The organism is Polyangium jinanense, assembly GCF_028435365.1.
Genome location: NZ_JAGTJJ010000001.1, coordinates 639,515 through 663,433 on the forward strand (window position 1 = coordinate 639,515; position 23,919 = coordinate 663,433).

A 23,919-nucleotide genomic window follows, 5' to 3' on the forward strand; every position below is an offset into this window, starting at 1 on the left:
CGGAAACCCTGTTGCTCCGCCCCCGCGTCGCGCCGACACTCCCTCCATGCGGCTCGGCTCGTCCCTTCTCTTCGCGCTCGCCTGCGCCTCCTGTGCAGCTCAGCCCGAGCGCTCTGCCACCCCCGTCGTCGAGGTCGCCGCGCCCGCCGCGAACAGTTCGGCGCGCGCGCAGGGTGCGTCCGAGGACACGGACGAGCTTGACGACACCGACCGCGACGGGATCCCCGACGACACGGACCGCTGCCCGGGCGAACCCGAGGATCGTGACAGTTTTGCGGATGATGACGGCTGCCCCGACATCGACAACGACAGAGACGGGGTCGCGGACGCGCATGACAAGTGCCCGGACGAGCCGGAGAACCGGGATGGTTTCGAGGATGAGGACGGCTGTCCGGAGACCCCGAAGATCCTCGCGGCACGTGCCTTCAAGGAGGCGATCTTCGCCTCCAATCGGGGGGACTTCGCCGAGGCGCGGCGTCGATTCGAGGACGCGTACCGCATTTTGCCGGGCGATCTGGTCCTCTTCCACCTCGCGACGACCGCGCTCGCCCAGAAAGACCACGCCGCGGCTTGCCAGTATTACAAGCAATGGCGCGCGTCGCCCACGGCGCAGACGAAGCCCCGGACGATCAGCGCGCTCGACGCTTGTCCCTGATCACTCGAACGTCGCGCGTACCACCCCGAACTTGTTGTTGAGCTCCGGCGTCGTGAGCTTTTCGAAGATGCGCGGGCCTCCGAGCTCGTTCGCGAGCGAGCCCATGCGGCCGTGCTCGGTCATGAAGTAGAACGTCTTCACGCCCTTCTTCTTCTGCTCGAGGACATAGTCCTGGAACTTCTTGCCGCTGGAGACGAAGGCCGGGAGGGTATTGCCCGTGTAGAAGTTCTCGCCCTTCCAGTTCATCTGGAAGGCGATGACGGGCCCGGGGATCTCCTGTTTGGCACGGTAATACGCGAGCACGGTCTCGCGTTGCCCCCAGTGCGGCGAGGTTTTCACGAAGTACACGTCGATGCCCCAGGCGGCGAAGAGCACGGACACGGCGCAGAGGCCCGTGACGACGTGGCGGCGGGCGCGGGCCCAGACGAGGGCGAGCGTGAAGAGAGCGGCGGCGCAGGTGAAGAAGAGGAGCGCGGGCCGGAAATCGAGCGTCGAGGGGAACGCCCGCTTGTAGTTGTAGGTGAAGAGGTGGAGGAGCCGCACCGGGCCGAGCATGCCCTCGCGCGCGCCCATGAGATCACGGCCCACGAAAAAGACGAGGAGGCCTCCCGCGATTCCAGAGGCGCCCCAGAGGACTCGCTCGTATTGCTCGGCGAATGCGTCGGTCACCTTTCGCGCGCCCGAACGTTGCACCATCTCGTCGAGCAGAATGCCCGTGAGCATCGCGGCCGGCGGGAGGGCCGGCATGATGTAATGGTGAAACTTCGTCAGCATCAGCGTGAAGAGCGCGAATGCGAAGAGGAACCACATCGCGAGGAAGATCGAGGCGTCGCTCTTGCGATCGCCCTCCTCGCGGCGCCGGAGCCATGCGACGAGCGCCGCCGGCACGAGGCCGGTCCAGGGGAACATCGCATAGCCGAGCTGCCAGACGTAGAAACGGAAGCCTACGTCGTCGCCCTCGTTCGTGTCGTGCACGTGCGTGAAGGCGCGCTTGAACATGTCGTGGAAGAGCAGCCGATCGGTGAACGGCTGCCCGTGCCGCGCGTACATCGCGACGAACCACGGCAGGGCCACGGCGAGCAGAATCAAGAGGCCGGCGACGATTTCGAGGCGCAGGAGGTCCCGATAACGGCGCGAGACGACGATGTACGCGAGGGCGCAGAGCACGGGCAAACCAAAACCCGCGGGCCCCTTGGCCATCGTGGAGAGGGCGGCGAAGAACCAGGCCGCGAGGAAATAAAGACGCTGCGCGCGCCGCTCGCCCCAGCACATGTAAAGCAGGAGGCCGAGCGCCTGGATCCAGAGGATCGCCTGGAGCGCGGGCTGGAGGCCCTTCAGCACGGGGAAGGCGTCGCCGCAGGGCTGGTTGCCCGGCAAGCCACAATTCATGGGCGAGCCGGAGCGGAAGGCGTCCGTGTGGAACCGCAGCGAAAACGGGTTCGGGATGATCTCGACGTTGCGCGAAAGCAGGTAGAGGATCTGCGGCAATGCGCAGGCGATGATCACGCCGAGGACGAGGTGATATGCGGACAGGCGATATTTCGCGCCGAACGCGGAGACCTCGTAGACCCGCACCTCGCGCTCTTCGTCCTCGTGAATGCCGAGCAGGAAGAGGGCCATCGCCGCGGACATCGTGGCGACGAAGGGCATGTCGGTCACGGTCTGGTGCGAGACCAGAAACCATTGCGGCATCGTGGTGAGCACGAGGCCGCCGAGGAAGCCGGCGCGACGACCGAACACACGCGCGACGGCCTTGTAGAGGAGATACGTCGCGACGAGCGTGAGCAGGAAGATCGGCAAACGCACGGCCCATTCGGGCCAGGGCTCGCGGCCCTCGGCGACGGCGGAGAGCATGGCGCCGGGTTGATACCGGACGCCGAAACTCGCCATCGCGAGCGCCTGCACCCAGAAATCGAGGATGGGCTTCGACCAGAACCAGCCATCCTGCGCCCACCAGAGCGAGATCCAGTCGTTCCGCGCGAGGATCTCCCGCGCGACCTCGCCATAATGGGTCTCCCACGGATCGCTGAGCGAATGGCTGCCGAGCGCCGGCAGGTAGAGGAGCGTGACGAGCGTGACGAGCCAGAAGCCGTGGCGGCGCAGGAGCGGGATGGGTTTGCCGGCGGGATTTTTCTCCCAGGCGCCGAGTTTGTCGCCGACGCGGTAGACGGAGGCGACGGCGCCGAGAAAACACGCGGGCACGGCAAGGCCAGCGCCGATGGGGCCGATGTAGCCGGCGACGGCGAGGGAGACCGCGCCGAAGAGGCCGAGGACGGAGCCGCCAAAGAGGCCGAGGGGCCCCACGAGGTCGGCGAGCGCGAGCCGCTTGGCGACGCGGTCGTCGGGGTCGTCGAAGGTGCCGCAGAGGTCGAGGAGGCCGAAGGTGGCGACGAGGATGGCGAGGAACCCGAGCGGAACGCCGACGCGGTACTGCGGGCGCAGCGCCATGAGGAGGAAGGCAACGAGCGCGCCGGTGGCAAGCGTGGAGGTGCCGCGGACGAGCTGGAGAGGGTTGCCAGGGCGGAGGAGAGGCTCGGGGGCGGGGGGTTCGTCGGATTCGTCGGCGTCGGGGTCGTCCGAGTCCGCTTCCGCTTCCGCGTCCGCTTCCGCGTCCGCTTCCGAACCCGCTTCCGCGTCCGCGTCCGGGCCGGCTTCCGTCTCCGTCTCCGCGGCCGGCTCTGTTTCCGGCCGGTCGGCTTCCTTGTCGGCTTCGTCGGTCGGATCTTGCTTGATCTCGCTCATGGCTCGCGGGCTCGGGGAGGCCATGCACTAGCAAGCCTGCGGGCGGGGGCAAAGGGGGAGGTTTCTCCTACCGCGGGAACTGTGGTCGGAAGGGACAGACGCGAAATCACACCTCCTTGTAGAATGCACACCATGACAGAGGGGTGGACGACGGACAGGGAAGTGCTTTCCATGCCTCGCTCCCTTGGCGATGCCAAAGCGACGTGGAGGGAGTTCGCGCGGTTCGTGGTCTGCGCGCTCGGCTGGGTGGTGCTCGTCGGTTCGACCACCGGGTGCATGGTCGACGACATGCCGGCGCTCTCCGACATGGTGACGACGGTGAAGTTGCGGGAGTATTACGGCAATCCGAACAACTACACGGGGATCACGTACAACCAGGCGGTGGGCCTCCAGTTCCAGAGGGACGTGCTGGGAGCCTTGCCGGGGCCGAGGGTGCTTTCGTCGAACAGGAAGGTGTTCCCCTCGGCGTGGCGCCAGGAGGCGAGCAACGAGCGCTTCCGCGGCGTCATTCCCGACGGCGTGACCGCCGCGGTCGAAGGGTTTCACGGACCCCTCCCGCCGGTCATCAGCACCCACCCCGAGAGCACGTTCGTGGAAGTCAAGGCTGTCAAGGGGGTCGTCAACCTGGAGTACGCCCAGTACCAGATCCTCGGCATGCTCGACGCGCTCTCCAAGTCGCCGGCGGCCTTCTCCACAGGACCCGATCGGGCTTATCCCTCGCTGTACTTCGTCGTAACCGGTGACACATCGATCGGAACGGACGTCGGGGCCCGTGCTGCCTCCCTCCAGATCCTGGTGTGGGTATCCCCGGTGCGCGACCACGGGGGCGGCGAGCTTCAGGTGGCTCCCCCTTGGTGCTTCAACTGCGACGCGGTTTTCCCCGGAAAGCAACTTCCCGCCCCCACGCTCCCCGGCCCGTCGTTCTACGTTCAGAAGCTGCGCGCCGCCAACGATCGGGGCCTCGACAAACCGATCCTCGACGACGGCCTTGTGGGCCACCCTGGAACGCCTGGCAATACCCGCCCCCACTGAGAGGAGCCTTATGAAGAAGGACCCGCGTCATCGTCGCCCTTCCAACGGAAAAGGCTGGGCCCAATGCTGGTCGGTCACGAAATCCGAGGTGAAGGCACTCTTGGCCGAGGGGAATTGGACACGGGACCCCGAGAATTGCGAGCCGTATCTCTGGGAGGCATACGTTTCTGACCGCGGCGAGCTTCTTCGAGTGAAGTCGAGCGGCCGCGGCGACCTCTATGCATCTCGCCAGGAGCTCATGCAGAAGCGCGAGGAGTTGCGAAATCGCCCCCCCGAGGTCCCGCGTCACATGCTCGAAGGGCACCTCCCCCAAGGCCCGCATTTCGTCGAGGCCGTCCCCTCGCTCATCGACGAGCTCGCCAAGCTCCTCAAAATCCCCCGCGAGTCGCTCGACAGCTCCTTCGACAGTCTCCAGCTCGTCGACAAAGCCTTGAAGAAGGTCCGCCCCAAGAAACGGATCCTCGAAATCCCGAACCTCTTCCCGGGCCTCATCGCCTACACCGGCGAGGTCATGCGCAAGGCGACCGGCGGTGAGTGGTGGCTCAACGAGGTCGCCGGGCCGATTTACGAGCCCTATATCCGCTACGGCCCGGGGAGCCGGTACATGGACGCGTGGGGCGAGATGTACAAGTCGATCACCGAGCCACGCGCGCTCTCCGTCGCCACCATCGTCTACGCCGAGCTCGCGCACGCGGGCGGCAGTGGGCCGGTCTTCGTCACCGACGTCGACGAGGAAAACGAATACGAGACAACCGTCGAACGCGTGAAGCTCCTTAACGGCCAGGAGGTCTATCGTGTGGGGGTGCGACGCCGGACCCCGTAGCTCACCCTCGCATCTGTGGTCGGAAGGGACAGACGCGAAATCACACCACCTTGTAGAATGCACACCATGACAGAGGGGTGGACGACGGACAGGGAAGTGCTTTTCATGCCTCGCTCCCTTGGCGATGCCAAAGCGACGTGGAGGGGGTTCGCGCGGTTCGTGATGTTCGCGCTCAGCTGGGTGGTGATCGCCGTCTCGACGACCGGGTGCATGGTCGACGACATGCCGGCGCTCTCCGACATGGTGACGACGGCGAAGCTGCGGCAGATCTACGGGAACCCCAACCACTACGAGGGGATCCGGTACAATCAGGCCGTGGGGCTCCAGTTCCAAAGGGACGTGCTCGGAGCGTTGCCGGGGGGGAAGGTGCTCTCGTCGAACAGGAAGCCGTTCCCATCAGCCCTGCGCCAGAACAAGACCGACGGTCGCTTCCGCAGCGTGATCCCCGACGGCGTGACCGGCGCCGTCGAAGGGTTCGATGGCGCGCTCCCGCCCGTCATCAGCACGCACATGGAGAGCACGTTCATCGAGGTCAAGGCCGTCAAAGGGGTCATCGGCCTCGACTACGCGCGGTACCAGATCCTCGGCATGCTGGACGCGCTCGCAGCCTCGCAAGCGGCCTTCTCCACAGGACCCAACCGGGCCTACCCCTCGCTCTACTTCATCGTGACCGGCGACACGTCATTCAACACGGAGGTCCAAACGGAAGCCACGCACCGCCAGATCCTGATGTGGGTCTCCGGGGTCGTCGATGAGGGAGGCGGCAAGCTCAAGGTGGCGCCGCCCCAGTGCCACAATTGCGACGCCGTCCTTCCGGCCAAACGCCTCCCAGCGACCCTGTACGGCTCGTCGTTCCACATCGACAACCTCAGGGATGCCGGCGATCGGGGCCTCGACAAACCGATCCTCGACGACGGCCTCGTCGGTTACCCCGGAACGCCAGGCAACACCCGCCCGCATTGAGAGGAATGTCATGGAGAATGACCCGCGAAAGCGCCGACGCTCTACGCCTGAGGATTGGGCGAAGGGATGGCTCATCACGAAGGCCGAGGCCAAGGCGGTGTTGGCCGAGGGGAATTGGACACGGGACCCCGAGAACTGTGACCGTTTTTGGGAAGCATACGTCTCCGATCGCGGCGAGCTGCTCCGCTTGCGGCCGCGGGGACGCAGCACTCTCTACGCGTCTCGCCAGGAGCTCATGGAGAAGCTCGAGGAAATGCGAAACCGCCCCCCCGAGCGCCCCTTCCACATGCTCGAAGGCAACCTCCCCCAAGGCCCGCATTTCGTCGAGGCCGTCCCCTCGCTCATCGACGAGCTCGCCAAGATCATCAAAATCCCCCGCGAGTCGCTCGACAGCTCCTTCGACAGCCTCCAGCTCGTCGACAAAGCCTTGAAGAAGGTCCGCCCCAAGAAGCGGATCCTCGAAATCCCGAACCTCTTCCCGGGCCTCATCGCCTACACCGGCGAGGTCATGCGCAAGGCGACCGGCGGCGCGTGGTGGCTCAACGAGGTCGCCGGGCCGATTTACGAGCCCTATATCCGCTACGGCCCGGGGAGCCGGTACATGGACGCCTGGGGCGAGATGTACAAGTCGATCACCGAGCCACGCGCGCTCTCCGTCGCCACCATCGTCTCCGCCGAGCTCGCGCACGCGGCCGGCCGTGGGCCGGTCTTCGTCACCGACGAGGAAAACGAATACGAGACGACCCTCGAACGCGTGAAGCTCCGTAACGGCCAGGAGGTCTATCGTGTGGGGGTGCGACGCCGGCCCCAGTAGCTCGCAAACTCCTGGACGAACCTCCGGTTTGCCCTCGCACCCTTGGGCAAACCTTTCGTCTTGACCGCCCGGTTGTTGACCGCGTACGCTGGCTGTCATGAAGGCAGTACAGTTCGTTTCCGGCGGTGCAGCGGGGCTCGCGCTGCTCACCGCCTCCCAGGCTCACGCAGCAGATCCAACGAAGGACCGAGATCCAGGGGACCGGACGTTCTACCCGACGCCCGTCGCGTTTGAGATCGGGCCAGCGGTTCAGCTCGGCGGCCCCCACCCGTACCCGATCAGCATAGGCGGGCGTGTCGGGATGCACGCCAGGATTCATCGGTACTTCTCGCTCGGCGGTGACGTCACGTTCACGCAGACGGTTCGTAAGGAGGCGGTTTTCGGAGCGCCGATCGGCGGCTCCCATTTTCGTATTGCCGCTCGCGCCTGCACACACGCGTCGATCATGTTCTTCTGTCTCGCCGGCGCGATGGCAGGCATGACCGTCGTGAGCGCCAACAACATCGCCAGCGGCGGTTTCCCCAACGATGTCCACTTTTTGCCGATGCTCGGAATCGGAGCTGATTTTCGTATCAACGATTGGTTCAAAATCAAGCCCATGCTGGAGGGTGGGCCGATGGTGGGCGTGCCGGTCACGATGATCGACCACCAACCCGATCAGGTCTACGAGCCGTTCCCGCTGTTCGGCACACTGTCTATCAACTTCGCCATCACGCTGCCGACGCTCTTGAAGCCCGGGGAGGAGCCGAAATGAGAACGTTATCGCTTGGTGTCTTGGCGGCTGTCGCGATGCTGTCGATGGGCTGCGAGCGCAAGGTCGCAAATGCGTACTCGTGCCCTCACCCGGATTGGACTCACGTCGACCACGAGGGCCATTCAGACCCCTGCCATGTCGTGAAACCTCCGGCTCCGGAGCCAGAACCGTGCCCGGGAGATTGCCTTCCCATGGGCCCGGCTGGTTTCCGTCGCGAGCCGCTCCTCCTTTGGACGGGAGACGCTACGGCTGTGGACCCGGGCTGTCCCGATCACGCCAAGGGCGAGTATTGGACCGGGAACACTGGGCTTGTCGCGTCCCCGGATTGCCCTCTCTGCACGTGCGGGCCCTCGGAGTGCGTGCTGCCGGTGGGCATTGCAGCTTCTCCCGGGCAGTTCTGCGGCGGGCCGACTTTCACGGATCTTCTGGCGCCGGTGCCGTGGGACGGTTCGTGTACGTCACCGATGACGCTCGACCCTGGCACCTTCGGCTCCGTCGTGATCCCTCCGCCGATGGCTGACGCGTGCGAGGTCATCGAGGTGCCGCCTCCCCCGAAGGCCAGCGGAGACTTCTCGTGGACGACGAGAGCACGGGCTTGCGACGGGCTCGTGCAAGGGCGATGCGACGCGTCGGACCTCATGTGCAGTCCAACCGCCAAGCCCCCGCCTCCGGGCTTCCAGCAGTGCATCGTGTACACGGACCCGGTGGACGAGATCGCGCTCCCGACGTGCCCCGAGGCCTACCCGGAGCAGCTCGTGTTCTACGCGGACGTGGACGACCAGCGGCAGTGCACCCCGTGCGCGTGCGACGAACCGCTCGGCAACCAGTGCATTGCGCAGGTGTCGGTTTTCCAAGATCCCGTCTGCGGAGGGCAGCCGATGCCGCTCTTCGAGAATTACGCGATCGGCCTGGGTGATCCCGTCGCGTGCGTCACCGTCATGGGAGGAGCATCGCTAGGGGCGTTCTCGGCCTCGTGGGGCGTCAACGAGCTTGGGGCCTGCGTGCCCAGCGGAGGCCAGCCGTACGGCGAAGCCAAGCCCGCAAAGCCGAAAGTCTTCTGCTGCCAGCCGCCTCCGGATGAGTAGGCCCATCCACTTTTCCCTTGCGTCCCACCTACTCCCCTCCGTACGCTCCCCCACCCTCAACCCCTAGAAAGGACCCCCCATGCGTCGCCTTCGCCCCACCGACGGCACCCCCGCCCACAAGCGCACCGGCGGCTATCACCGCACGAAGGTCAAGACGGGCAATACGAAGCTCCACGCCGACCTCCATGAGGAGATGTCCCTCAAGCTCGCCGACCTCAAGGCGAAGGCGCGCGCTCATGAAGACGCGGAGGATGACGCGGTCGCCGCCTCGGCGACGAGTGACGCGGCGGAAATCGCCCTGGAGAACGTGATCCGTGATATCGACGGCGACCTGGCCAAAGTCGATCGCGAGGACCAGACGCTGAATGCGCGGGCCACCGTGTTCCCCGAGGGGTATGGCAAAGAGATCGACCCCGAGGGGGCATCGCAGCTCAAGACCCTGGATGCATTGCGGGATCGAATCGCCAAATTCAGCGGTCACCCGCTCGTCAGCGCGATGCTCACGAAGTTCGACGCGGCGCACCACGCGTTCAAGAAGGCCATCGAGGCGGAGGAAGCCGCGGAGGACGCGGTCGAAGCCGCATTCCAGGCGGAGCTCGACGCGCGGAGGGCCATCCGGGAGCAGCTCGAAAGCGCCTACGGTCGTCTGCGCGATTTCTACAAGGCAAGGCCCGCGCTCGCCGAGACGTTCTTTCTGAAGGAAGGCCGGCGGCGGGCAGCGAAAGAGCCCAAGGGCTGAGCAAGACCGGTCGCTGAGACGCGCGGGCGCTCGCAACGTGCGTCCCTCGCCAGATTTCGCGTTTCTACATCTCGCAGCCGTCGCCCCACCTCGAAGAACGCCGCCTCCGACACGGCGCAGGACGCGTCCCTCCGGAAGGACGCGCCCTCCGCTCGCGCGGAGACGTCATCCTTCCGCCGAGACGCGCCCTCCACACCAGCCCGCGCACGTTTTCTGCCGAAACGACACGTCTTTCACGACGTCGCAACCGTCGTCCTTCCAGGCATCCACGTCCTCCCCCGCCTTGGAGCGCGCGTCCTTCCGGAGGGACGGGTCCTGCGAACCGTCGCGGCGCGCATTCTTCGCCAGGTCCACGCGTTCCACCCTCGTGTTTGCTGGTTTCCGGCTACAAAACGCCTACGAAAACCGGGGAAACACGCGCAAACACCGCCCCGCCCCCCTGGCACACCGGCTGCCCGCTCGCTCCCTCACCATGCCCGCGCCCCCCTCCCCTGCGAAGCTCTTGCTCACGCTCGCCGCGTGCTTTGCCCTCGCCGCGTGCGAGCCTGCTCCCGAGCCGTCCGCTCTTTTCACCCTCGATTCCGACGCGCCGACGCCGCTTCCGGCACCCGAGGCCCAGGCCACGTACACGATCGACGTAACCACGCCGCTTCTCCTCGATCTGCGTGGAGGCGCGACCGGCGATCCTTACGCATTGACGTGCGCGCAGGACGAGCTCGTGGTCGGGCTTCGGGGGCGAAGTGATACGACGGTGAGCGCGCTCGGGCTGGTTTGTGCGCGAATGCTGGAGAATGGCACGTTCGCGAATCGGGATGAGAGGCCGATGATCGGGGGGACGGTGGGGGACGAGTTTTCCTCGGAATGCCCGCAAAACGAGGCCGTCATCGCCGTCCGGGGCCGCGCCGCGACGACGCTCGACCGCATCGGCGTGCGCTGCGCCCGCGTGCGGCCCTGGGTGCAAATGGGCTCCCCCGGAAGCATCGAGCCCTCGTTTGGCGGCATCGGCGGCGTGCCGTTCACGGATACCTGCCCGCCCGGGTATTTCCTGCAAGGCTTGCTCGGGTATGCGGCGGGGACGATCAACAGCACGCAAAGCTTGTGCGTGCCGATCGTCACCTGAATCGTCACGCGGCGGCGGCGGCGGCTTTGAGCTCGGAGCTATTGACCCGCGTATAACGCGGCGGCGCTTCGAGCGAGAGGCGGCGGCGCACCTCGTCGACCGGGAGCGCGAGCATCGACGCCCAGTCTTGGCCCGGCAGCCACGCCGCCTTCTTGCCGCGGCGGAAACCGTCGAGGATCACCTGGCGCGCCTCGGGTTTGCCGATCGTCTTCATCAGGCCGATCGCGACAATGAGCGCGATCGCAGGGTTATTCGTCTGCGCGAGGGAGAAGGCGAGCAAAGCCGTCTCGCCGAGGACGTCGCCCTGATATCCGACCGCGGCGTGCCACAGATCGTGCGTGTCGCGCATGCGGGCGTGCACCCATTCGGCCGTCTCGGGAAGCGGCGTTCGCCCCGTCATGCCGCGCACGGCGGCCACGCGGATGCCCTCGGCCGAAATGTTCTCGCTCTCGACGAAGGCCAAGTATGCGCGGCCGAGCGTGCCCTCGGGCAGACGGGCGAGCGTCTCGCGATCGACGAGCACGTCGACGATGTCGGGGCGCTCGGCGAGCAGCTTTCGCCCCGTCTCGCTCTTCGCCATGCGGTCGGCGATGCGCTGCATCGTGCCGCCCGAGAGCGCCTCGATGATGGTGAAGACCTGCGGCAGGTCGTCGGGATCGGCGGCGAGGGTGCGGGCGGCGCGGAAAGCGCGACCGAACTCGATGCGGGCGTGCGACTTGGCCATGGGAAGACCTCCGAAGCAGGGATGATCCGGAAGATGTACATTATGAACAATCTTGTCAACAACTACCGACAAGATTGTCGGCAACACCAGGACATGCGACGTTGGGGACGTGTCCACCTCGCGTCGCGAAACGAAACCCCGCGTTCGTCGGGACGCTGAGAGCGCGCGCGCGCTCATCCTCGAGGCCGCGGAGAAGCGCCTCGTGTCGAACGGCCCCGCGGGCATCCGTCTCCAGGAGGTCGCCGCCGACGTCGGCGTGTCACACCCGACGGTGCTCCACCACTTCGGCAGCCGCGAGGCGCTCGTGAAGGCGGTCTGTAGCCGCGCGCTCGCATCGATTCATAGGCAGCTCATCGAGGCGATCGAGGCTTCGAGCGGCGACGAGGCGCAGCTTTCTGCGATGCTCGAAGCCGTGTTCGACGCGCTGACGAAGAGCGGTCACGGGCGCGTGCTCATGTGGCTCGCGCTCGAGGGCGAGCCGTTCGATTCCGTCGACGTGCGCCTCGCGGACGTCGTCGACGCGACGCACGCCATGCGGAAGGTGAAGCGAAACGAGAAGGGCCTCAAGCAGAAGACACGCGAGGACACCGCGCACGTCGTGGTGCTCGCGGCGCTCGCGCTGCTCGGCTCATCGGTCCTCGGACGGACGATGCTCACGAACGCCGGGCTCGAAGGCGACGAGGCGGGCGCGCGCTTCCGTGCATGGCTGACGCGCGTGCTCCTGCGACACCTCGATGGCGAGTGAAGTCGGCCCCTTCCTCATTTGTAGAGCGTGACGGTATACGCGCGGGGCAATTCGGGGCCCTCGTCAGGGTCGAACGGGTGGCTCCGGTCGATGCTGCCTGCATTCACGCCGACGACCATGAGACCCGCGAGGCCACGCAGGTCGCGAATCGTGCGGCCTTCATGGGTCGCGCCGTTGATGCCGGCGAGGACCACACGGCCGGCCTCGGCGCCCGTGCGATCGATCTTCACGAGCGCCCAGTGGAAAAACACGCCGAGCTCCCAGTCCGCGGCGAACGTGATCTCGGCGTCCTCGGGCGCGCCTTGCAAATCGAGCCAGAGGTACGTCGCGCCGGTCGGCTCGATCGGTCGGAGCGGCGCGAGCCTGCGCGGCAAGGTGTCGTAGGTGACGGACCATTCGAAGCGCACGCGGCCGAAATCGCCGAACCGATCGACGTCCGCGAGGTGTCCGCCGTCGCTTCGTGAGCCGATGAAGGCGCGATCGATGGCAAAATCGAGGAGGAGGTCCTCGAAAGGTTTTTCGCGGGCCCGGGCATTGCTGCGCAAGGCGTCGAAGACGTCGGGCTCGTTGGCGAAATGAAGCGCGGAAGGCTCGGTGCGCTGGCCGGCGACGGCGAGGAGGCCAAAGAGGATACCGGAAGGTGTGCCCGTGCCGTAGTTCTCGTCGAGGAATCGCGTGAAGAGGAAGGCGCCCGTGGGTTCGTCGGGTGTTCCGAATGCGGTGATCGAGCGCTCGGGAGCGCGCTGGAAATCGTCAACGGCGGCGGCATCGACGAGGCCACAATCGACGATCGCGGCGGCGAGCTCCGCGGAGGCCATGCCGATGGCAGAAGGCTCGGCGCCCGCGTCGAGGCGGAGCACGGCGGCATGAGCGATCGCGCGCGTGATGGTTGCGTCGAATGCGCATCCGGCCGCGGGATCGGGCGGCGGCAGGACGGTAAACGCAGCGGCGCGGTCCCAGGCCCCACCCGTGGCAATGCCGTCGGGCACGGTGAACGGCGGGAGAGCGTCCTCGACGAGGTAGAGGTCGTACCGCGCATCGCCGCCGCGATCGTCGTCGGGCAAAGGGAGCGGCAAGCCGAGCGCGGCCATGGCCCGGAAAGAGCGTTCGGCGGAAGCGAGCGCGCGGAGGATCGAGCCCTCGGCCACGGAGGCGCCTGCGTGCACGCAGACGGGCGCGACGTAGGAACAGGCAGCCCTGGGGACCGAGGCGGCGGGCGGGCGCTCGCGGGCAGGAAGGACCGAGGGACCGGCGGGGCGAGCGGGAGCGGGGGCGGAGGCGGCAGCGGGCGCGGAGGCGGCAACCGCGGCGACCAGGAGGGCTGCCCACCCGATGAGCGCGCGCACGCGCAACAAGCGCGACGCCGCCATTTGACACCCCTCGGCGCGACGCCCTACAACCATGAAGTCCGAGCTCGTCGGGCTCCGAAGGCCGCTCGACACGGGTAGCGTATGTACACGAACGCGGGGACTTTGTCGTTCGACCTCGCCGAAGGGCTCGTGCGGCTCGGCGGAGAGGCGCGTCTCGTCGTGCCCGCCTCCGCACTCATGGCGCTCTGGGGCGGCGCGAGCCCCGCCGCGCGGCGCGTCTTCGGCCGCGCCCTCGGCGAGTCGATCGGTCGCGCCGCCGCCAAACGCCTCGCCCCCGAAGGCGCAGACCTGACGAGCACAATGCTCGACGCGAGCCCCGAAGCCGCGCTCTCCGAGCTCGCCGCCGCATGGGCGCTCGCGGGGCTCGGCGCGCTCGACCTCGAGCGATGGGGCCGCGCGCTCGTGTTCGTCGTGGGGGGATCGCCGCTCGGCGCGGACGGCGACGAGCTCTGCGAGATCGCGCTCGAAGGCGCGCTGTCCATGGCGAGCGGCAAGAGCGCCCGGGTCGTGCGGATCGAGCGCATCGAGGCGCGCGCGCGGTTTTTCGTGAGCAACGCCGGCGCGACGGCGAGGATGCGCGCGGAGCTCGCGCAAGGCACGGTATGGGCCGAGGTGCTCGCCGAGCTCGACGGGCCCTCCTCCCGAGGTGACGCTTGAGCGACGACGACGACCAGGACTGGCCCGGCTCGCCGGATACGAAGGTTTCGAAGTCCACGCCGGACCTCGTGCCGCCCGCTTCGTCGCGACAACCGCGCTCGCTCAAGGACGAGCTGCCGCTCGACGACGCCTTGCCCGGCATCCTCGATCCCGATGCCGAGCCGCTGCCCGAGTCCGAGGAGCGCCCCCCGGCCTCGCGCAAGGTCGCGAGCGTGCGCGTGCCCGATGCGCGCGGCGACGAGCGCGTCGACGACTACTCGACCTGGGAGATCGACGGGCTCACGGCCGAGCCTCCGCCCACGCGCAAGGCCGGCTGGCTCGGCGTGGAGCGAAAGACGCCGGTCGAGGGCACACGCGTGCGCATCGAGCAGAACGCAGCCGCGGGGCCGAACGTCGTGCGGCGCGTGCTGCCTGAGGACGAGCTCGTCGCGCTCGGCTCTCCTGCACGCGCCCACCGTCCCGCGACGTTCGGCGAGCTGCTCGATGCAACGCTGTCTCTGGGTGACGAGGACGAAAGGGAGTGAGTCCCTCACCCCCAACCCCTCTCCCTCCGGGAGAGGGCGATCAGCCCTTCTTCGGCGGCTGCTGCGGCGACATGGTCCGCGCCATGAACGAGTAGACGTCCATCTTGTCGCGCGGCGCCTGCCCCTTCTCGGTGAGCTTCTGCGCGATGTCGTCGACGAGCGCGCGCATGCGCTCGTACGCGGCCGCGCTCGGCGCGCGCTCGTACTTGAGCGGGAAGCTCATCATCGCCGCCTGCTTCTCGTAGAACGACGGTTTTACGAACACGTGCTCCTCCGGGTTCATGAGCGCCGAGAGCACCGTGGCGAGCGGCCACGTCGCGAGCTTCGCCTTCCCGAGGACCGCGACGAGCCGATCGAAGCGCGCGTCGTACGCGTCGGATCCATGCAGCAGATCACGCACGGCCTCGGCGACGGCACGGTCGTGCTCGGCCGCCATCTTGCTGAACGGGATGATGTCGCCGAGCGGGTGCAAGAGGCCCGTCGCCGCCTTGTGAATCGTGCGAACGTTGGCCACGATCTCCGCGAACGCGCCGGCCTGGATCTGCTTGTCGAGCACGTCGCGCGAGAGGAGATCACGCGCCGTGGCCATCGCGATCGCGCGCGTGGCCTTGGCCTTCTTCGCCGTCGGGTTCGGGTCCTCGACGCCGCGCTCCTCCTTGGCGAAACGCGCGCTCGAGAAGCCGCCCGGGAAGATCTCGAGGAAAAGCGCGAACTGCGCGTCGAAGTTCGGCAGGACGGGCGCGACGGCCTTCTGCTTGGGCTTGCCCGACGGCGACCTCTGATCCTTGAGCCCGCGGACCTTCTTCTCGAGGGCGCGCGCCTCCGCGGCGCCGAGCGTGACCGGCTCGAGCTTCGACCAGAAGGCCTTGGCGATCGAGTGGCTCATGCCATCCTCGAAATCGTAAAAGCGCTTGTCGTCGCGTTCTTCCGAGAGATACCCGAGGCCCCACTCGGGACAGCCCGGGTGCTTGACGATCATCGGCGCGACGGCGGAGGCAGGGGGGACGTTCACGGTCATGGGCGGCCAGAGTAGCCCATGGGGAGCGCGGCGCACGCGCCGTCCGCGCTCAATTCAGCTCGCGCCCGCCCGGCGCGAGCGTGTGCCTCTGCATCGCGAGGACCTCAGCTACGCGGCGAACACGCGCACGCGGCGAGATTGTCTCGAGGATCGCTTGACGCTCACGCGCGTCGAGCACGAGATGGTGGGCGCAGAGATCGGCGAGCAAAGCCGGCTTCGCATCGCGCGGCAAGCGAAACTCGAAGCCGCGATCCCGCTCCCGTACGAACTGCGCGAACGACGTCGCGGTCGATACCAATGCCGATAGCTCGCTCTGCGTGATTTCTTCGTCCGGCGGAACGAGCACCTCCGCAGCCGCGCGCCGGTACGGCGGCTCGAACGGAAGCTCCGACAGACGCACCCGCACGCGGCCTCGGAGGAGGATGTTGTATCGACCGCCCGGAAGCTCGGTGTGGTCGAGGATCGTCCCGAGCCCAGCGACCTCGGCAATCTCGGGATGCCCGTGCGCGTCCACGGGGCGCTCGTTCGTGATCATGACGATCGCCATCGAGCGGTGCGTCTTCAGCACGTCGGCCACCATGGCGCGGTACCGCGGCTCGAAGATGTGCAGCGGCAGGAGCGCGCCCGGAAAGAGCACCGTGTTCGGCAGCGGGAAGAGGGGCAGCGCCGGGAGCGCCTCCAGCAGATCCGAAAGGGTGTTCATCGAACGAACGTAGCACGCACCACAGGCAGGGCGTACGAGGACGACCCCGAACGGACGAGCGTCAGCGGCCGAGCGCAGCGAGCGCGAGCGCGCGGCCGTCGCTCGTGGCGAACGATCCACCGAACGACAGGGTCTCCACGATCGCCCCGGTTTTCCGCTCGCCCCGCGAGACGAGGCAGGTGTGCGTGAGCGCGAGCTTGCAGAGCGCGCCCTTTGCTTCGAGCTCGCGGCCGATGAGGTCGACCACCGTGGCGCCGATCTGCTCCTGCAGCGTCAGCCTGCGCGCCACGACGTCGACGACGCGCGCGAGCGTGCCGATGCCCGCGACACGCGCGCCCGGCTGATACGCGACGATCGCCGAGCCAAACGCGGGCAAGAGGTGATGCGGGCAGATCGTCGTGACCGCGAGCTCACGCACGACGACGATGCCCGTGCCCGTGTCGGTCACGCCGAGCGAGCCTTCACGCAGGACGGCGGCGGCGTCGATCGACTCGCCTTCGAGCAGGTCGTCGGCCCATGCATCGGCCACGCGCTCGCCCGTGCCCTCGAGCTCGCCCACGGGCTCGTGCCCGAGGGCGCGCAAAAAATCCTCCACGGCCCGCGCGGCTGCTCTGCGATCGATCATGATGGTCAGTTATACAGCGGCTTCGAAGGGATCCCGATGGGCTTGCGCCCCGAAAACCCCTGATCGAGCTCGTGCCAGTGCTCGACGGCACGCTCGCCGTACCGCCAGCAGAGCCAGACGTCGCGGCCCTCGATCTGCCCGAGGAAATCGCAAAGGCCGATGCGCGGATCCTTCACCGTCACGCCGAGCTCCTCGATGGCGCGAAAGCCGTCTTCGTAGACCAGAAGCTCCGCGCGGAGGGCTCGCTCCTCGGCGTCGAGCGTCTCTTCGCCCTCGATCATCACGAGCAGGCGGCCGCCCTGGCCTCGCGCACGCATCGCGCGCAGGCGCTGGTCGATGTCGAACGCGCGGCGCATCTGCTCGCCGACGAGCAAGGACAGCCGCGGCACGAGCGCGTTCGCTTCCGCGGGCGTCCAGATCCGCCGGACGCTCAAGGGGACTCTTTCTCGCCCTCGGCCCCGCCCGGCGGCGCCAGCACCTTGCGCGCCTGATCGTGGTTGCACGGGTTGATCGACCAGAGCACGCGCACGCTCCGCGGCAAGACCGGGTGCGACGTCATCACGGTGCACGTCTCGCAGGCCGTCGGGAACGCCTTCTCGTCCTCGCACTTCATGCAAGGCTCGACGATCTTCGTGGTCTCCTCGAGGTCGTCGCGCAGGCGGTTCAGGACCGCGAGCTTTTCCTTCAGCTCGTCGATGCGCGCGGCGAGGACCTTCGTGGCCTGCTGCGCGGCCGCCGACCCCGACGACGCCGTCTTCTTCACGTCGAGGATGGCCTTGATGTCGTCGAGCGACAGGCCGGCCATGCGCATGTCCGTCACGAGCATCAGCCGATCGAGCTCGGAGCGCTCGAAGAGCCGATGCCCGCCGTCGGTGCGCCGGGCGGGCCGCAAGATGCCTTCTTCCTCATAGAAACGCACCGTTCGCAGCGTGCTGTTCGACAGCCGCGCCATCTCACCGGTGGTCAAAAGCTGCGTTTCGCGCGGGCGGTCCGTCTCCGCAGGGGCACCCGCCACGGCGGGCGAATCGGTGCGCGGAGCAGGGGCATGAGGATCCACGGGTTTCGAGGGTACATGAGGTTACGTAACCGGCAAGGGGACTCGCCGCGTGGCCTTGCGTGTTTAGGTCCGCACATGCGGCGTTGTCGTTTCCCTCCGCGTTCGCGCGCGCCCGCTATGAACGACGGTTCTCACCCCGCGCGGCAAAGCACGAAACTCCGCATCGTCGCTTGAATTCGGCGGAGGCACGTCGCTTGCTCACGGGCTGGGCATGCACTTGCGCTTGCTCCCTCTCACGAGCCTCGCCGCGATCACGACCCTCGCCATGACCCAGCCCGCCGACGCGGCCGGCGCCTGGCTCCCGAGTGGAGAGGCCACGCCGATCGAGCAGCGCGTGGCCGTCGCCGTCGGCCCCACGCGCGTGGCGCTCTGGACGAGCCTCCGCGCATCGGCCGACAGCGGACCGTTCGGGATCATCGTGCCCGTCGCACCGGGCGCCGCGCTCGATCACAGCTCCGACGCGTGGCTCGAGGCCCTCAACGCCGCCACCGCGCCGCGCATCTTCCCGCCGACGGGCGTGACCCCGACGTGCCCCGGCGAAGACCCTTCGGGCGGATCGGATCCGTTCCACGTGACCGACGATCTCGGCGCGGTCGAGAGCCTCGCGCCCGTCGAATCGGTCCTCTTGCCGGACACGGCCGCGGTCCTCGCGTGGGCGAACCTGCATGGCTTCGACATCTCGCCCGACGTCGCCACCGCGCTCGACGACATGGCCGGAAAACGCTTCTTCGCCGAGCGCTTCAACGCGCCGAGCGCGCCGTTCGTCACGTCCACCTTGCGCGTCGTATCGGAGGCGGCAGACCCCGTGCTCCCGCTCGCCCTCACGCGCGCCGGCGCCGCGGATCTACGCGTGACAGCGTGGCTGCTCGGCAAGGGAAGGGCCGCTCTTTCGGGCAGCAAGCCGATCACGCTCACGACGAACGCTCTCTCCTGGGAGGCGGGCAACGACGCGTCGAACTACGCGGAGCTGCGCGAGCAGGAGCTCCTCGCCTGGGGCAAGAGCGCGGTGTTGATCGAGGCGGCGAGCCACGACGCGCTCGTGCGCAACGTGCCGATCGCAAACGGCACGGGCTCCGTCACGGGCGTGGTGACGAGTTTCTTCCAGCGCGCCGCGACGTACGGCGACGGCAACCCGAGCACGTCGGCTTGCATCACGACGGCCGCCATCGCGCTCGACGAATCTTATCCGGTGGCCGAGACGTGTCCGCGCGCCGGACTCGGCATCGTGGATGGTGGCCCCGCGTGTGTGGAGTCGCCCGCGGGTGCGGAGATCGATCCCGCGAAGCTGCGTTGCGGCGGCATCACGGACGATCTCGCCGTCGCGCTTTCCGGCATGGTCCCGAAGGACGCGGTGCTCACGCGCGCGACGCTGTTCATCGCGAAAAACGCGGCCGGCAGCACGTGGCCTGTGACGTTCGAGGCCGCGGCTTCGGACGTGGATCCCTTGCTCACTGCGACGAGCCTCGATCTCGCCTCCTGCAACAACAGCAGCAGCAGCACGACGGGCAGCGGCAGCAGCAGTTCGGGAGGGAACAATAGCTCGGGCGGGCAAGGTGCATCGAACGGCGTCGGCGTCGGCGGATCGGCCGGTTGGTACGACGACGACTACGACAGCGACGTCGCATGCTCCTGCGTGGGCACCGCGGATCCGGTGGTCCCCGACGACACGGGCAGCGGCGGCGATGACTACTACTACGACGACTCGTCCAGCGAGGACTGCAGCGGCGACACGACCGAGGACGATTACTACGACGACTCGTCCAGCGAGGACTGCAGCGGCGACACGACCGAGGACGATTATTACTACGACGACTCGTCCAGCGAGGACTGCAGCGGCGACACGTCCGAGGACGACTACTACGACGACTCGTCCAGCGAGGACTGCAGTGGCGACACGTCCGAGGACGACTCCTACGACGACTCCTACGACGACTCGTCCAGCGAGGGCTGCAGCGGCGACACCGACGACGACAGCGACAGCAGCGACAGCAGCGACTCGGACTGCAGCGGCGACACCGACGACGACAGCGACAGCAGCGACGACTGGGGCGACTGGGAAGAGGCGCGCAAGTCGAGCAGCGCAGCTCGACGCGTCGCGACGATCGACGTGTCCCACCGCGACGACGCGTCGTCGGTCGTGCGTCACGCGCCGGCGAAAAAGATGCGCAAGCGTGGGCCGAAGGCGTCCGTCATCACGCTGGGCTTGCTCGCCATCCTCGCGCCGCTTCGTCGCCTGGCGCGGCCCGATCGTTCACGGCGCAGCGCCAAGGACAAACCCCGGCGCGAACGTTCGTCGACTTGAGCAGGCGGCCTTGGTGCGTCGGCCTTTGCGCGCCGTTCTGCATGCCCGCTTCCGAGGCTGTCCGGGGCGAGCGGGCATGCGCCAAGGCACCGTTGGCTTGGCAGGAAAACGTCGGGCGATCCCCCGATGGGCCGTGTTGCCGTCTGGGCCGGCATGGTAGGATACGAGAACCATGCATCGCGCCGGGCGCCAGACTCGCGAGGCGGTACAGCGTCAACGCGGCACGGGCGAAGATCGCCCACACGCCCCACGAGTCACGAGATCCGATATGATCGATCGGCTCGGGATGCATGAACCCGCTCAACGAAGGATGGCGCCCGCGTGGACTCCCTGTTCGATCAAGTAGTCCAGCGTAGCGGCCTTTCGCCGGTATTCGCGAAGGGCACGATCCAGCGGGCGTTCGCGCGAATCGGCGTCGATGCCGCAAAGATGAAGCGCGACGATCTCGAGCGTGCGCTCCCCACGCTCCAGGCCGCGCTGGGCGTGTTCCTGCCACCGCAGGAGCTCAAGGAGCGCATCACGGACATCGGCAGGCTCTGCCGCTGATCGCGGAGCAGGGGGGCGCACGTGGGCGCCATCATCGACGCGCTAACCGACCTACAGCACGAGCACGGCTGGCTCGACGACGAGCGCCTCGCCGCGCTCGCACAGAAGCTCGGCGTTCCGCTCTACCGGCTCGAAGGGCTCGTCTCGTTTTACCCGCACTTCCGCCGAAAACCTCCGCCGCGCGTGGAGGTCGCGCTCTGCCGCGACGTGACGTGCAGGCTCGCCGGCGGCCGCGATTTTTTGGCGCGGGCGCGGCAGGTGGTCAGCGGCGATCCCTCGGTGGAAGTGCGCGAGGTGAGCTGCCTCGGCCGATGTGATCGAGCGCCGGCCGCCGCGCTGAACGAGCGACCGGTGTACGCCGGGGACCTCGACGCCTTCGCCATAGCCGTCCGCTGGGCCGACGAGCCGCGGCCCGAACGAGCACCCTCCCCGCCGTCGCGACGCTGGGCGAGTGATCCGTACGAGGACCAAGCATCCCGCTACGGCGTGCTCGCTTCGCTCCGCGGGGATGCGCTCGCGGGCGACCGCGTCCAGGCGACGCTCGAAACGAGCGGGCTGCGTGGCATGGGCGGCGCGGGGTTCCCCACGGGGCTCAAGTGGAAGCTCGTCCGCAAGGAGACGGCACGCCCGAAGTACGTCGTGTGCAACGCGGACGAGAGCGAGCCGGGCACGTTCAAGGACCGCGTGATCCTCGACGAGCTGCCGCACCTCGTGATCGAGGGCATGGCCATCGCGGCGCTCGTCGTCGGGGCCTCCGAAGGGATCGTGTTCATCCGCCACGAGTACGGTCCCGAGCGAGACAACCTCGCTCGCGCGATCGAGGAAGCACGGCAGCGCGGCGCGCTCGGTCCCGACGCGCTCGGACCAGGTTTGCCCTTCGACGTGCGGATTGCCGTCTCACCGGGCGGATACATCCTCGGCGAGGAGACGGCGCTGCTCGAGTGCCTCGAAGACAACCGCGGCGAGCCGCGGAACAAGCCGCCGTTCCCCGGTCAGAAGGGGCTCTTCGGTCGGCCCACGCTGATCAACAACGTCGAGACGCTCTCGTACGTCCCGCTCATCGTGAAAGAGGGCGCCGAGGCGTGGAAGGCGCGCGGCGTGCGGGGCTCGGGTGGGCTCAAGTTCATCGCGCTCTCGGGTGACGTCGCAAAGCCAGGCGTCTATCAGGTGCCCATGGGCACGACGATCGGCGAGCTTATCGCGATGGCCGGCGGCACGAAGGACGGAAAGCCCATCCTCGCGATCGCGCCCGGCGGCGCCTCGTCGAACTTTTTGCGCGCGGATGCCGTGGACGCGCCGCTCGACTTCGACGCGCTCCAGAAGCGCGGATCGATGCTCGGATCGGGCGCGGTGCTCGTGGTGTGCGAAGGCGCGGACATCGTGGATCTCGTCACGAACGTCGTGGCGTTCTTCCGCAACGAGTCGTGCGGCAAGTGCGTGCCGTGCCGCGTGGGCACGGAGAAGGCCGTCGCGATCCTCGAAGAAGCCGTGCTCGGACGCGGGAAGAAGCGTCACCTCGTGGTGCTGTCCGAGCTTGCCGAGACGCTCGCCGACACCTCGATCTGCGGCCTCGGTCAGGTCGCGATCGCGCCGTTCCTCTCCGTCCTGCGCGCCTTCGAGGACGACGTGCGCGCGCGCTTCCCGGAGGATTGATCGAGCCATGGGCGTGCGAGACGTGCGCATGCGCGGCTTCCGGAAGCGCGCGAGCGTCGAGGAGGCGGTTGCGACGCTCGCGTCGCGCACAGGCGAGCTCGAAGCCGAGCGCGTACGCGTCACGGAGGCGGCCGGGCGTGTGCTCGCGGAAGACGTGGCCGCCGCCGCGAGCGTGCCGCACTTCCGCCGCGCCGCGATGGATGGATGGGCCGTCGTCGGGGAATCGACGTTCGGGGCGAGCACGTACGCGCCCGTCTCGCTCGTGCTGATCGGCGAGGCAAGGCCGGGAAGGCCGTTCGCAGGCGTGCTCCGTCGCGGCGAGGCCGTGCGCATCACGACGGGCGCGCCGGTGCCCGAGGGTGCGGACGCGGTCCTCATGGCCGAGCGCGCCGAGGAGGTCACGCGGGGCGGTCAGACGATCGTCTCCGTCGCGGAGCCTGTGTCGCCCGGCAAGCACGTGGGTGGGATCGGTGAGGACGTGCCGGCCGGGACGATCGTGGCGCGGCGAGGCCGCAAGCTCCGGCCGCAGGACGTGGGCCTTCTGGCGAGCGTCGGCGCGGGCCTCGTGCCGGTCGTGCGCAGGCCGCGCGTGCGGGTCGTGATCACGGGGGACGAGCTGCTCGCGCCGGGCAGCATGCCCGAGGGATCGTGCATCGTGGACTCGAACAGCGTGGTGCTCGCGGCGCTCGTCGCGCGGGACGGCGGCGCGCTCTCGCCCACGGTGCGCGCGGTCGATCGGTACGAGCTCGTGCGCGACGCGATCGCCGGGGGCGACGAGGACGTCGTGCTCGTCTCCGGCGGCTCGTCCGTGGGCCCCGAGGATCACGCGCCGCTCGCGCTCGCCGAGATCGGCGAGGTCACGGTACACGGCGTGGCGATGCGTCCGTCGAGCCCGGCTGGCTTCGGCTTCGTCCCCGGCCGCGATCGCCCGCGCCCCGTCTTCCTCCTGCCGGGCAACCCGGTCTCTTGTTTGTGTGCGTACGAGTTCTTTGCAGGTCCAACGATCCGTGCGTTCGGTGGCCTGCCTCGTGCGTGGCCTCACGCGCGTGGAAAGGGCCGGCTCGTCGCGAAGATCGTCTCCGAGCTCGGCCGCGTGGATTATGTCCGCGTGCAATACGACGGCGCGCTCGTGACGCCGATCATGACGAGCGGCGCGTCGATTCTCTCCTCCACGACCCGCGCGGACGGCGTCGTGCTCGTCCCGGCCGGCAGCGAGGGCCATGGCGAGGGCGAGGAGGTCGAGGTCTTCCTGTACGATTGACCTCGGG

The 23,919-nt window shown here is 68.0% G+C and carries 24 protein-coding genes; 16 read left to right on the forward strand and 8 right to left on the reverse strand.

Annotated elements, in window-relative coordinates; all coding sequences use genetic code 11:
- The first annotated feature begins 46 nt into the window (after positions 1-46).
- A complete protein-coding gene (locus tag KEG57_RS02575; protein ID WP_272418220.1) occupies positions 47-655 on the forward strand; it encodes a hypothetical protein in 609 nt (202 codons plus the stop codon).
- On the opposite strand, the gene KEG57_RS02580 is transcribed toward KEG57_RS02575, so the two are convergent.
- The gene (locus tag KEG57_RS02580) at positions 656-3,397 is read right to left on the reverse strand and encodes an ArnT family glycosyltransferase (RefSeq protein WP_272418218.1); all 2,742 of its coding nucleotides are present in this window, start codon (positions 3,395-3,397) and stop codon (positions 656-658) included.
- A gap of 171 nt (positions 3,398-3,568) precedes the next feature.
- Between KEG57_RS02580 and KEG57_RS02585 the strand changes: the two genes are divergently transcribed.
- The 8 genes from KEG57_RS02585 to KEG57_RS02620 all read left to right on the forward strand — a co-directional run bounded on the left by KEG57_RS02585 (position 3,569) and on the right by KEG57_RS02620 (position 10,727).
- Positions 3,569-4,429, forward strand: a complete 861-nt coding sequence (locus KEG57_RS02585; RefSeq protein WP_272418217.1) for a hypothetical protein — start codon at positions 3,569-3,571, stop codon at positions 4,427-4,429.
- A 190-nt stretch (positions 4,430-4,619) separates the two neighbouring features.
- Positions 4,620-5,252 (forward strand): hypothetical protein, encoded by a 633-nt coding sequence (locus tag KEG57_RS02590; protein WP_272418216.1) that lies wholly within the window; start codon positions 4,620-4,622, stop codon positions 5,250-5,252.
- A gap of 105 nt (positions 5,253-5,357) precedes the next feature.
- A complete protein-coding gene (locus KEG57_RS02595) occupies positions 5,358-6,215 on the forward strand; it encodes a hypothetical protein (protein ID WP_272418215.1) in 858 nt (285 codons plus the stop codon).
- Positions 6,216-6,468: 253 nt separating this feature from the next.
- Positions 6,469-7,029, forward strand: a complete 561-nt coding sequence (locus KEG57_RS02600; protein WP_272418214.1) for a hypothetical protein — start codon at positions 6,469-6,471, stop codon at positions 7,027-7,029.
- A gap of 97 nt (positions 7,030-7,126) precedes the next feature.
- A complete protein-coding gene (locus KEG57_RS02605) occupies positions 7,127-7,783 on the forward strand; it encodes a hypothetical protein (RefSeq protein WP_272418213.1) in 657 nt (218 codons plus the stop codon).
- 464 nt (positions 7,784-8,247) lie between these two features.
- A complete protein-coding gene (locus KEG57_RS02610; RefSeq protein WP_272418211.1) occupies positions 8,248-8,868 on the forward strand; it encodes a hypothetical protein in 621 nt (206 codons plus the stop codon).
- A gap of 79 nt (positions 8,869-8,947) precedes the next feature.
- Complete coding sequence (locus KEG57_RS02615) at positions 8,948-9,607, forward strand: hypothetical protein (protein ID WP_272418210.1); 660 nt, start codon at positions 8,948-8,950, stop codon at positions 9,605-9,607.
- Positions 9,608-10,079: 472 nt separating this feature from the next.
- A complete protein-coding gene (locus KEG57_RS02620; protein WP_272458062.1) occupies positions 10,080-10,727 on the forward strand; it encodes a hypothetical protein in 648 nt (215 codons plus the stop codon).
- 4 nt (positions 10,728-10,731) lie between these two features.
- Here the strand turns inward: KEG57_RS02620 and KEG57_RS02625 are convergent, their stop codons facing one another.
- Positions 10,732-11,451 carry a Coq4 family protein gene (locus tag KEG57_RS02625; RefSeq protein WP_272458063.1) on the reverse strand — a complete coding sequence of 240 codons (720 nt, stop codon included), beginning with the start codon at positions 11,449-11,451 and terminating at the stop codon, positions 10,732-10,734.
- Positions 11,452-11,560: 109 nt separating this feature from the next.
- On the opposite strand from KEG57_RS02625, the gene KEG57_RS02630 reads away from it, so the two are divergent.
- On the forward strand, positions 11,561-12,196 hold the full coding sequence (locus KEG57_RS02630) for a TetR/AcrR family transcriptional regulator (protein ID WP_272458064.1): 636 nt from the start codon (positions 11,561-11,563) through the stop codon (positions 12,194-12,196).
- 14 nt (positions 12,197-12,210) lie between these two features.
- Here KEG57_RS02630 and KEG57_RS02635 read toward each other — a convergent pair whose 3' ends face one another.
- The gene (locus KEG57_RS02635) at positions 12,211-13,638 is read right to left on the reverse strand and encodes a hypothetical protein (RefSeq protein WP_272458065.1); all 1,428 of its coding nucleotides are present in this window, start codon (positions 13,636-13,638) and stop codon (positions 12,211-12,213) included.
- Positions 13,639-13,647: 9 nt separating this feature from the next.
- Between KEG57_RS02635 and KEG57_RS02640 the strand changes: the two genes are divergently transcribed.
- Entirely contained in the window at positions 13,648-14,223 is a 576-nt protein-coding gene (locus KEG57_RS02640) for a hypothetical protein (RefSeq protein ID WP_272458066.1), read from the forward strand.
- Entirely contained in the window at positions 14,220-14,747 is a 528-nt protein-coding gene (locus tag KEG57_RS02645) for a hypothetical protein (protein ID WP_272418204.1), read from the forward strand. Before KEG57_RS02640 ends, KEG57_RS02645 begins: the two co-directional genes overlap by 4 nt.
- A gap of 40 nt (positions 14,748-14,787) precedes the next feature.
- On the opposite strand, the gene KEG57_RS02650 is transcribed toward KEG57_RS02645, so the two are convergent.
- The 5 genes from KEG57_RS02650 to KEG57_RS02670 form a co-directional block, all read right to left on the reverse strand.
- Positions 14,788-15,765, reverse strand: a complete 978-nt coding sequence (locus tag KEG57_RS02650) for a hypothetical protein (RefSeq protein ID WP_272418203.1) — start codon at positions 15,763-15,765, stop codon at positions 14,788-14,790.
- A gap of 49 nt (positions 15,766-15,814) precedes the next feature.
- The gene (locus KEG57_RS02655) at positions 15,815-16,468 is read right to left on the reverse strand and encodes an LON peptidase substrate-binding domain-containing protein (protein ID WP_272418202.1); all 654 of its coding nucleotides are present in this window, start codon (positions 16,466-16,468) and stop codon (positions 15,815-15,817) included.
- Positions 16,469-16,529: 61 nt separating this feature from the next.
- Positions 16,530-17,093 (reverse strand): GTP cyclohydrolase I, encoded by a 564-nt coding sequence (gene folE / locus KEG57_RS02660; RefSeq protein ID WP_272458067.1) that lies wholly within the window; start codon positions 17,091-17,093, stop codon positions 16,530-16,532.
- 5 nt (positions 17,094-17,098) lie between these two features.
- Positions 17,099-17,527 (reverse strand): DUF2203 domain-containing protein, encoded by a 429-nt coding sequence (locus KEG57_RS02665; protein ID WP_272458069.1) that lies wholly within the window; start codon positions 17,525-17,527, stop codon positions 17,099-17,101.
- A complete protein-coding gene (locus KEG57_RS02670; protein WP_272458070.1) occupies positions 17,524-18,108 on the reverse strand; it encodes a helix-turn-helix domain-containing protein in 585 nt (194 codons plus the stop codon). The genes KEG57_RS02665 and KEG57_RS02670 overlap by 4 nt, the downstream gene beginning before the upstream one ends.
- Positions 18,109-18,367: 259 nt before the next feature.
- On the opposite strand from KEG57_RS02670, the gene KEG57_RS02675 reads away from it, so the two are divergent.
- The 4 genes from KEG57_RS02675 (at position 18,368) to KEG57_RS02690 (ending at position 23,912) form a co-directional block, all read left to right on the forward strand.
- The gene (locus tag KEG57_RS02675) at positions 18,368-20,452 is read left to right on the forward strand and encodes a DUF2330 domain-containing protein (RefSeq protein ID WP_272458072.1); all 2,085 of its coding nucleotides are present in this window, start codon (positions 18,368-18,370) and stop codon (positions 20,450-20,452) included.
- 321 nt (positions 20,453-20,773) lie between these two features.
- Positions 20,774-20,998, forward strand: coding sequence for a hypothetical protein (locus tag KEG57_RS02680; protein ID WP_136928993.1), 225 nt, complete (start codon positions 20,774-20,776; stop codon positions 20,996-20,998).
- Between the two features lie 21 nt (positions 20,999-21,019).
- The gene (locus KEG57_RS02685; protein WP_272418197.1) at positions 21,020-22,651 is read left to right on the forward strand and encodes an NADH-ubiquinone oxidoreductase-F iron-sulfur binding region domain-containing protein; all 1,632 of its coding nucleotides are present in this window, start codon (positions 21,020-21,022) and stop codon (positions 22,649-22,651) included.
- 7 nt (positions 22,652-22,658) lie between these two features.
- The gene (locus KEG57_RS02690; RefSeq protein WP_272458073.1) at positions 22,659-23,912 is read left to right on the forward strand and encodes a molybdopterin molybdotransferase MoeA; all 1,254 of its coding nucleotides are present in this window, start codon (positions 22,659-22,661) and stop codon (positions 23,910-23,912) included.
- The last annotated feature ends 7 nt before the right edge of the window (positions 23,913-23,919 follow it).

What these genes read in the sequence shown, in the direction of transcription:
- KEG57_RS02575 (WP_272418220.1), top strand. Translation starts at nt 47, where the DNA reads ATGCGGCTCGGCTCGTCCCTTCTCTTCGCGCTCGCCTGCGCCTCCTGT.
- KEG57_RS02580 (WP_272418218.1), bottom strand. Translation starts at nt 3,397, where the DNA reads ATGAGCGAGATCAAGCAAGATCCGACCGACGAAGCCGACAAGGAAGCC.
- KEG57_RS02585 (WP_272418217.1), top strand. Translation starts at nt 3,569, where the DNA reads ATGCCTCGCTCCCTTGGCGATGCCAAAGCGACGTGGAGGGAGTTCGCG.
- KEG57_RS02595 (WP_272418215.1), top strand. Translation starts at nt 5,358, where the DNA reads ATGCCTCGCTCCCTTGGCGATGCCAAAGCGACGTGGAGGGGGTTCGCG.
- KEG57_RS02600 (WP_272418214.1), top strand. Translation starts at nt 6,469, where the DNA reads ATGCGAAACCGCCCCCCCGAGCGCCCCTTCCACATGCTCGAAGGCAAC.
- KEG57_RS02605 (WP_272418213.1), top strand. Translation starts at nt 7,127, where the DNA reads ATGAAGGCAGTACAGTTCGTTTCCGGCGGTGCAGCGGGGCTCGCGCTG.
- KEG57_RS02610 (WP_272418211.1), top strand. Translation starts at nt 8,248, where the DNA reads ATGACGCTCGACCCTGGCACCTTCGGCTCCGTCGTGATCCCTCCGCCG.
- KEG57_RS02615 (WP_272418210.1), top strand. Translation starts at nt 8,948, where the DNA reads ATGCGTCGCCTTCGCCCCACCGACGGCACCCCCGCCCACAAGCGCACC.
- KEG57_RS02620 (WP_272458062.1), top strand. Translation starts at nt 10,080, where the DNA reads ATGCCCGCGCCCCCCTCCCCTGCGAAGCTCTTGCTCACGCTCGCCGCG.
- KEG57_RS02625 (WP_272458063.1), bottom strand. Translation starts at nt 11,451, where the DNA reads ATGGCCAAGTCGCACGCCCGCATCGAGTTCGGTCGCGCTTTCCGCGCC.
- KEG57_RS02640 (WP_272458066.1), top strand. Translation starts at nt 13,648, where the DNA reads ATGTACACGAACGCGGGGACTTTGTCGTTCGACCTCGCCGAAGGGCTC.
- KEG57_RS02650 (WP_272418203.1), bottom strand. Translation starts at nt 15,765, where the DNA reads ATGACCGTGAACGTCCCCCCTGCCTCCGCCGTCGCGCCGATGATCGTC.
- KEG57_RS02655 (WP_272418202.1), bottom strand. Translation starts at nt 16,468, where the DNA reads ATGAACACCCTTTCGGATCTGCTGGAGGCGCTCCCGGCGCTGCCCCTC.
- folE (WP_272458067.1), bottom strand. Translation starts at nt 17,093, where the DNA reads ATGATCGATCGCAGAGCAGCCGCGCGGGCCGTGGAGGATTTTTTGCGC.
- KEG57_RS02690 (WP_272458073.1), top strand. Translation starts at nt 22,659, where the DNA reads ATGGGCGTGCGAGACGTGCGCATGCGCGGCTTCCGGAAGCGCGCGAGC.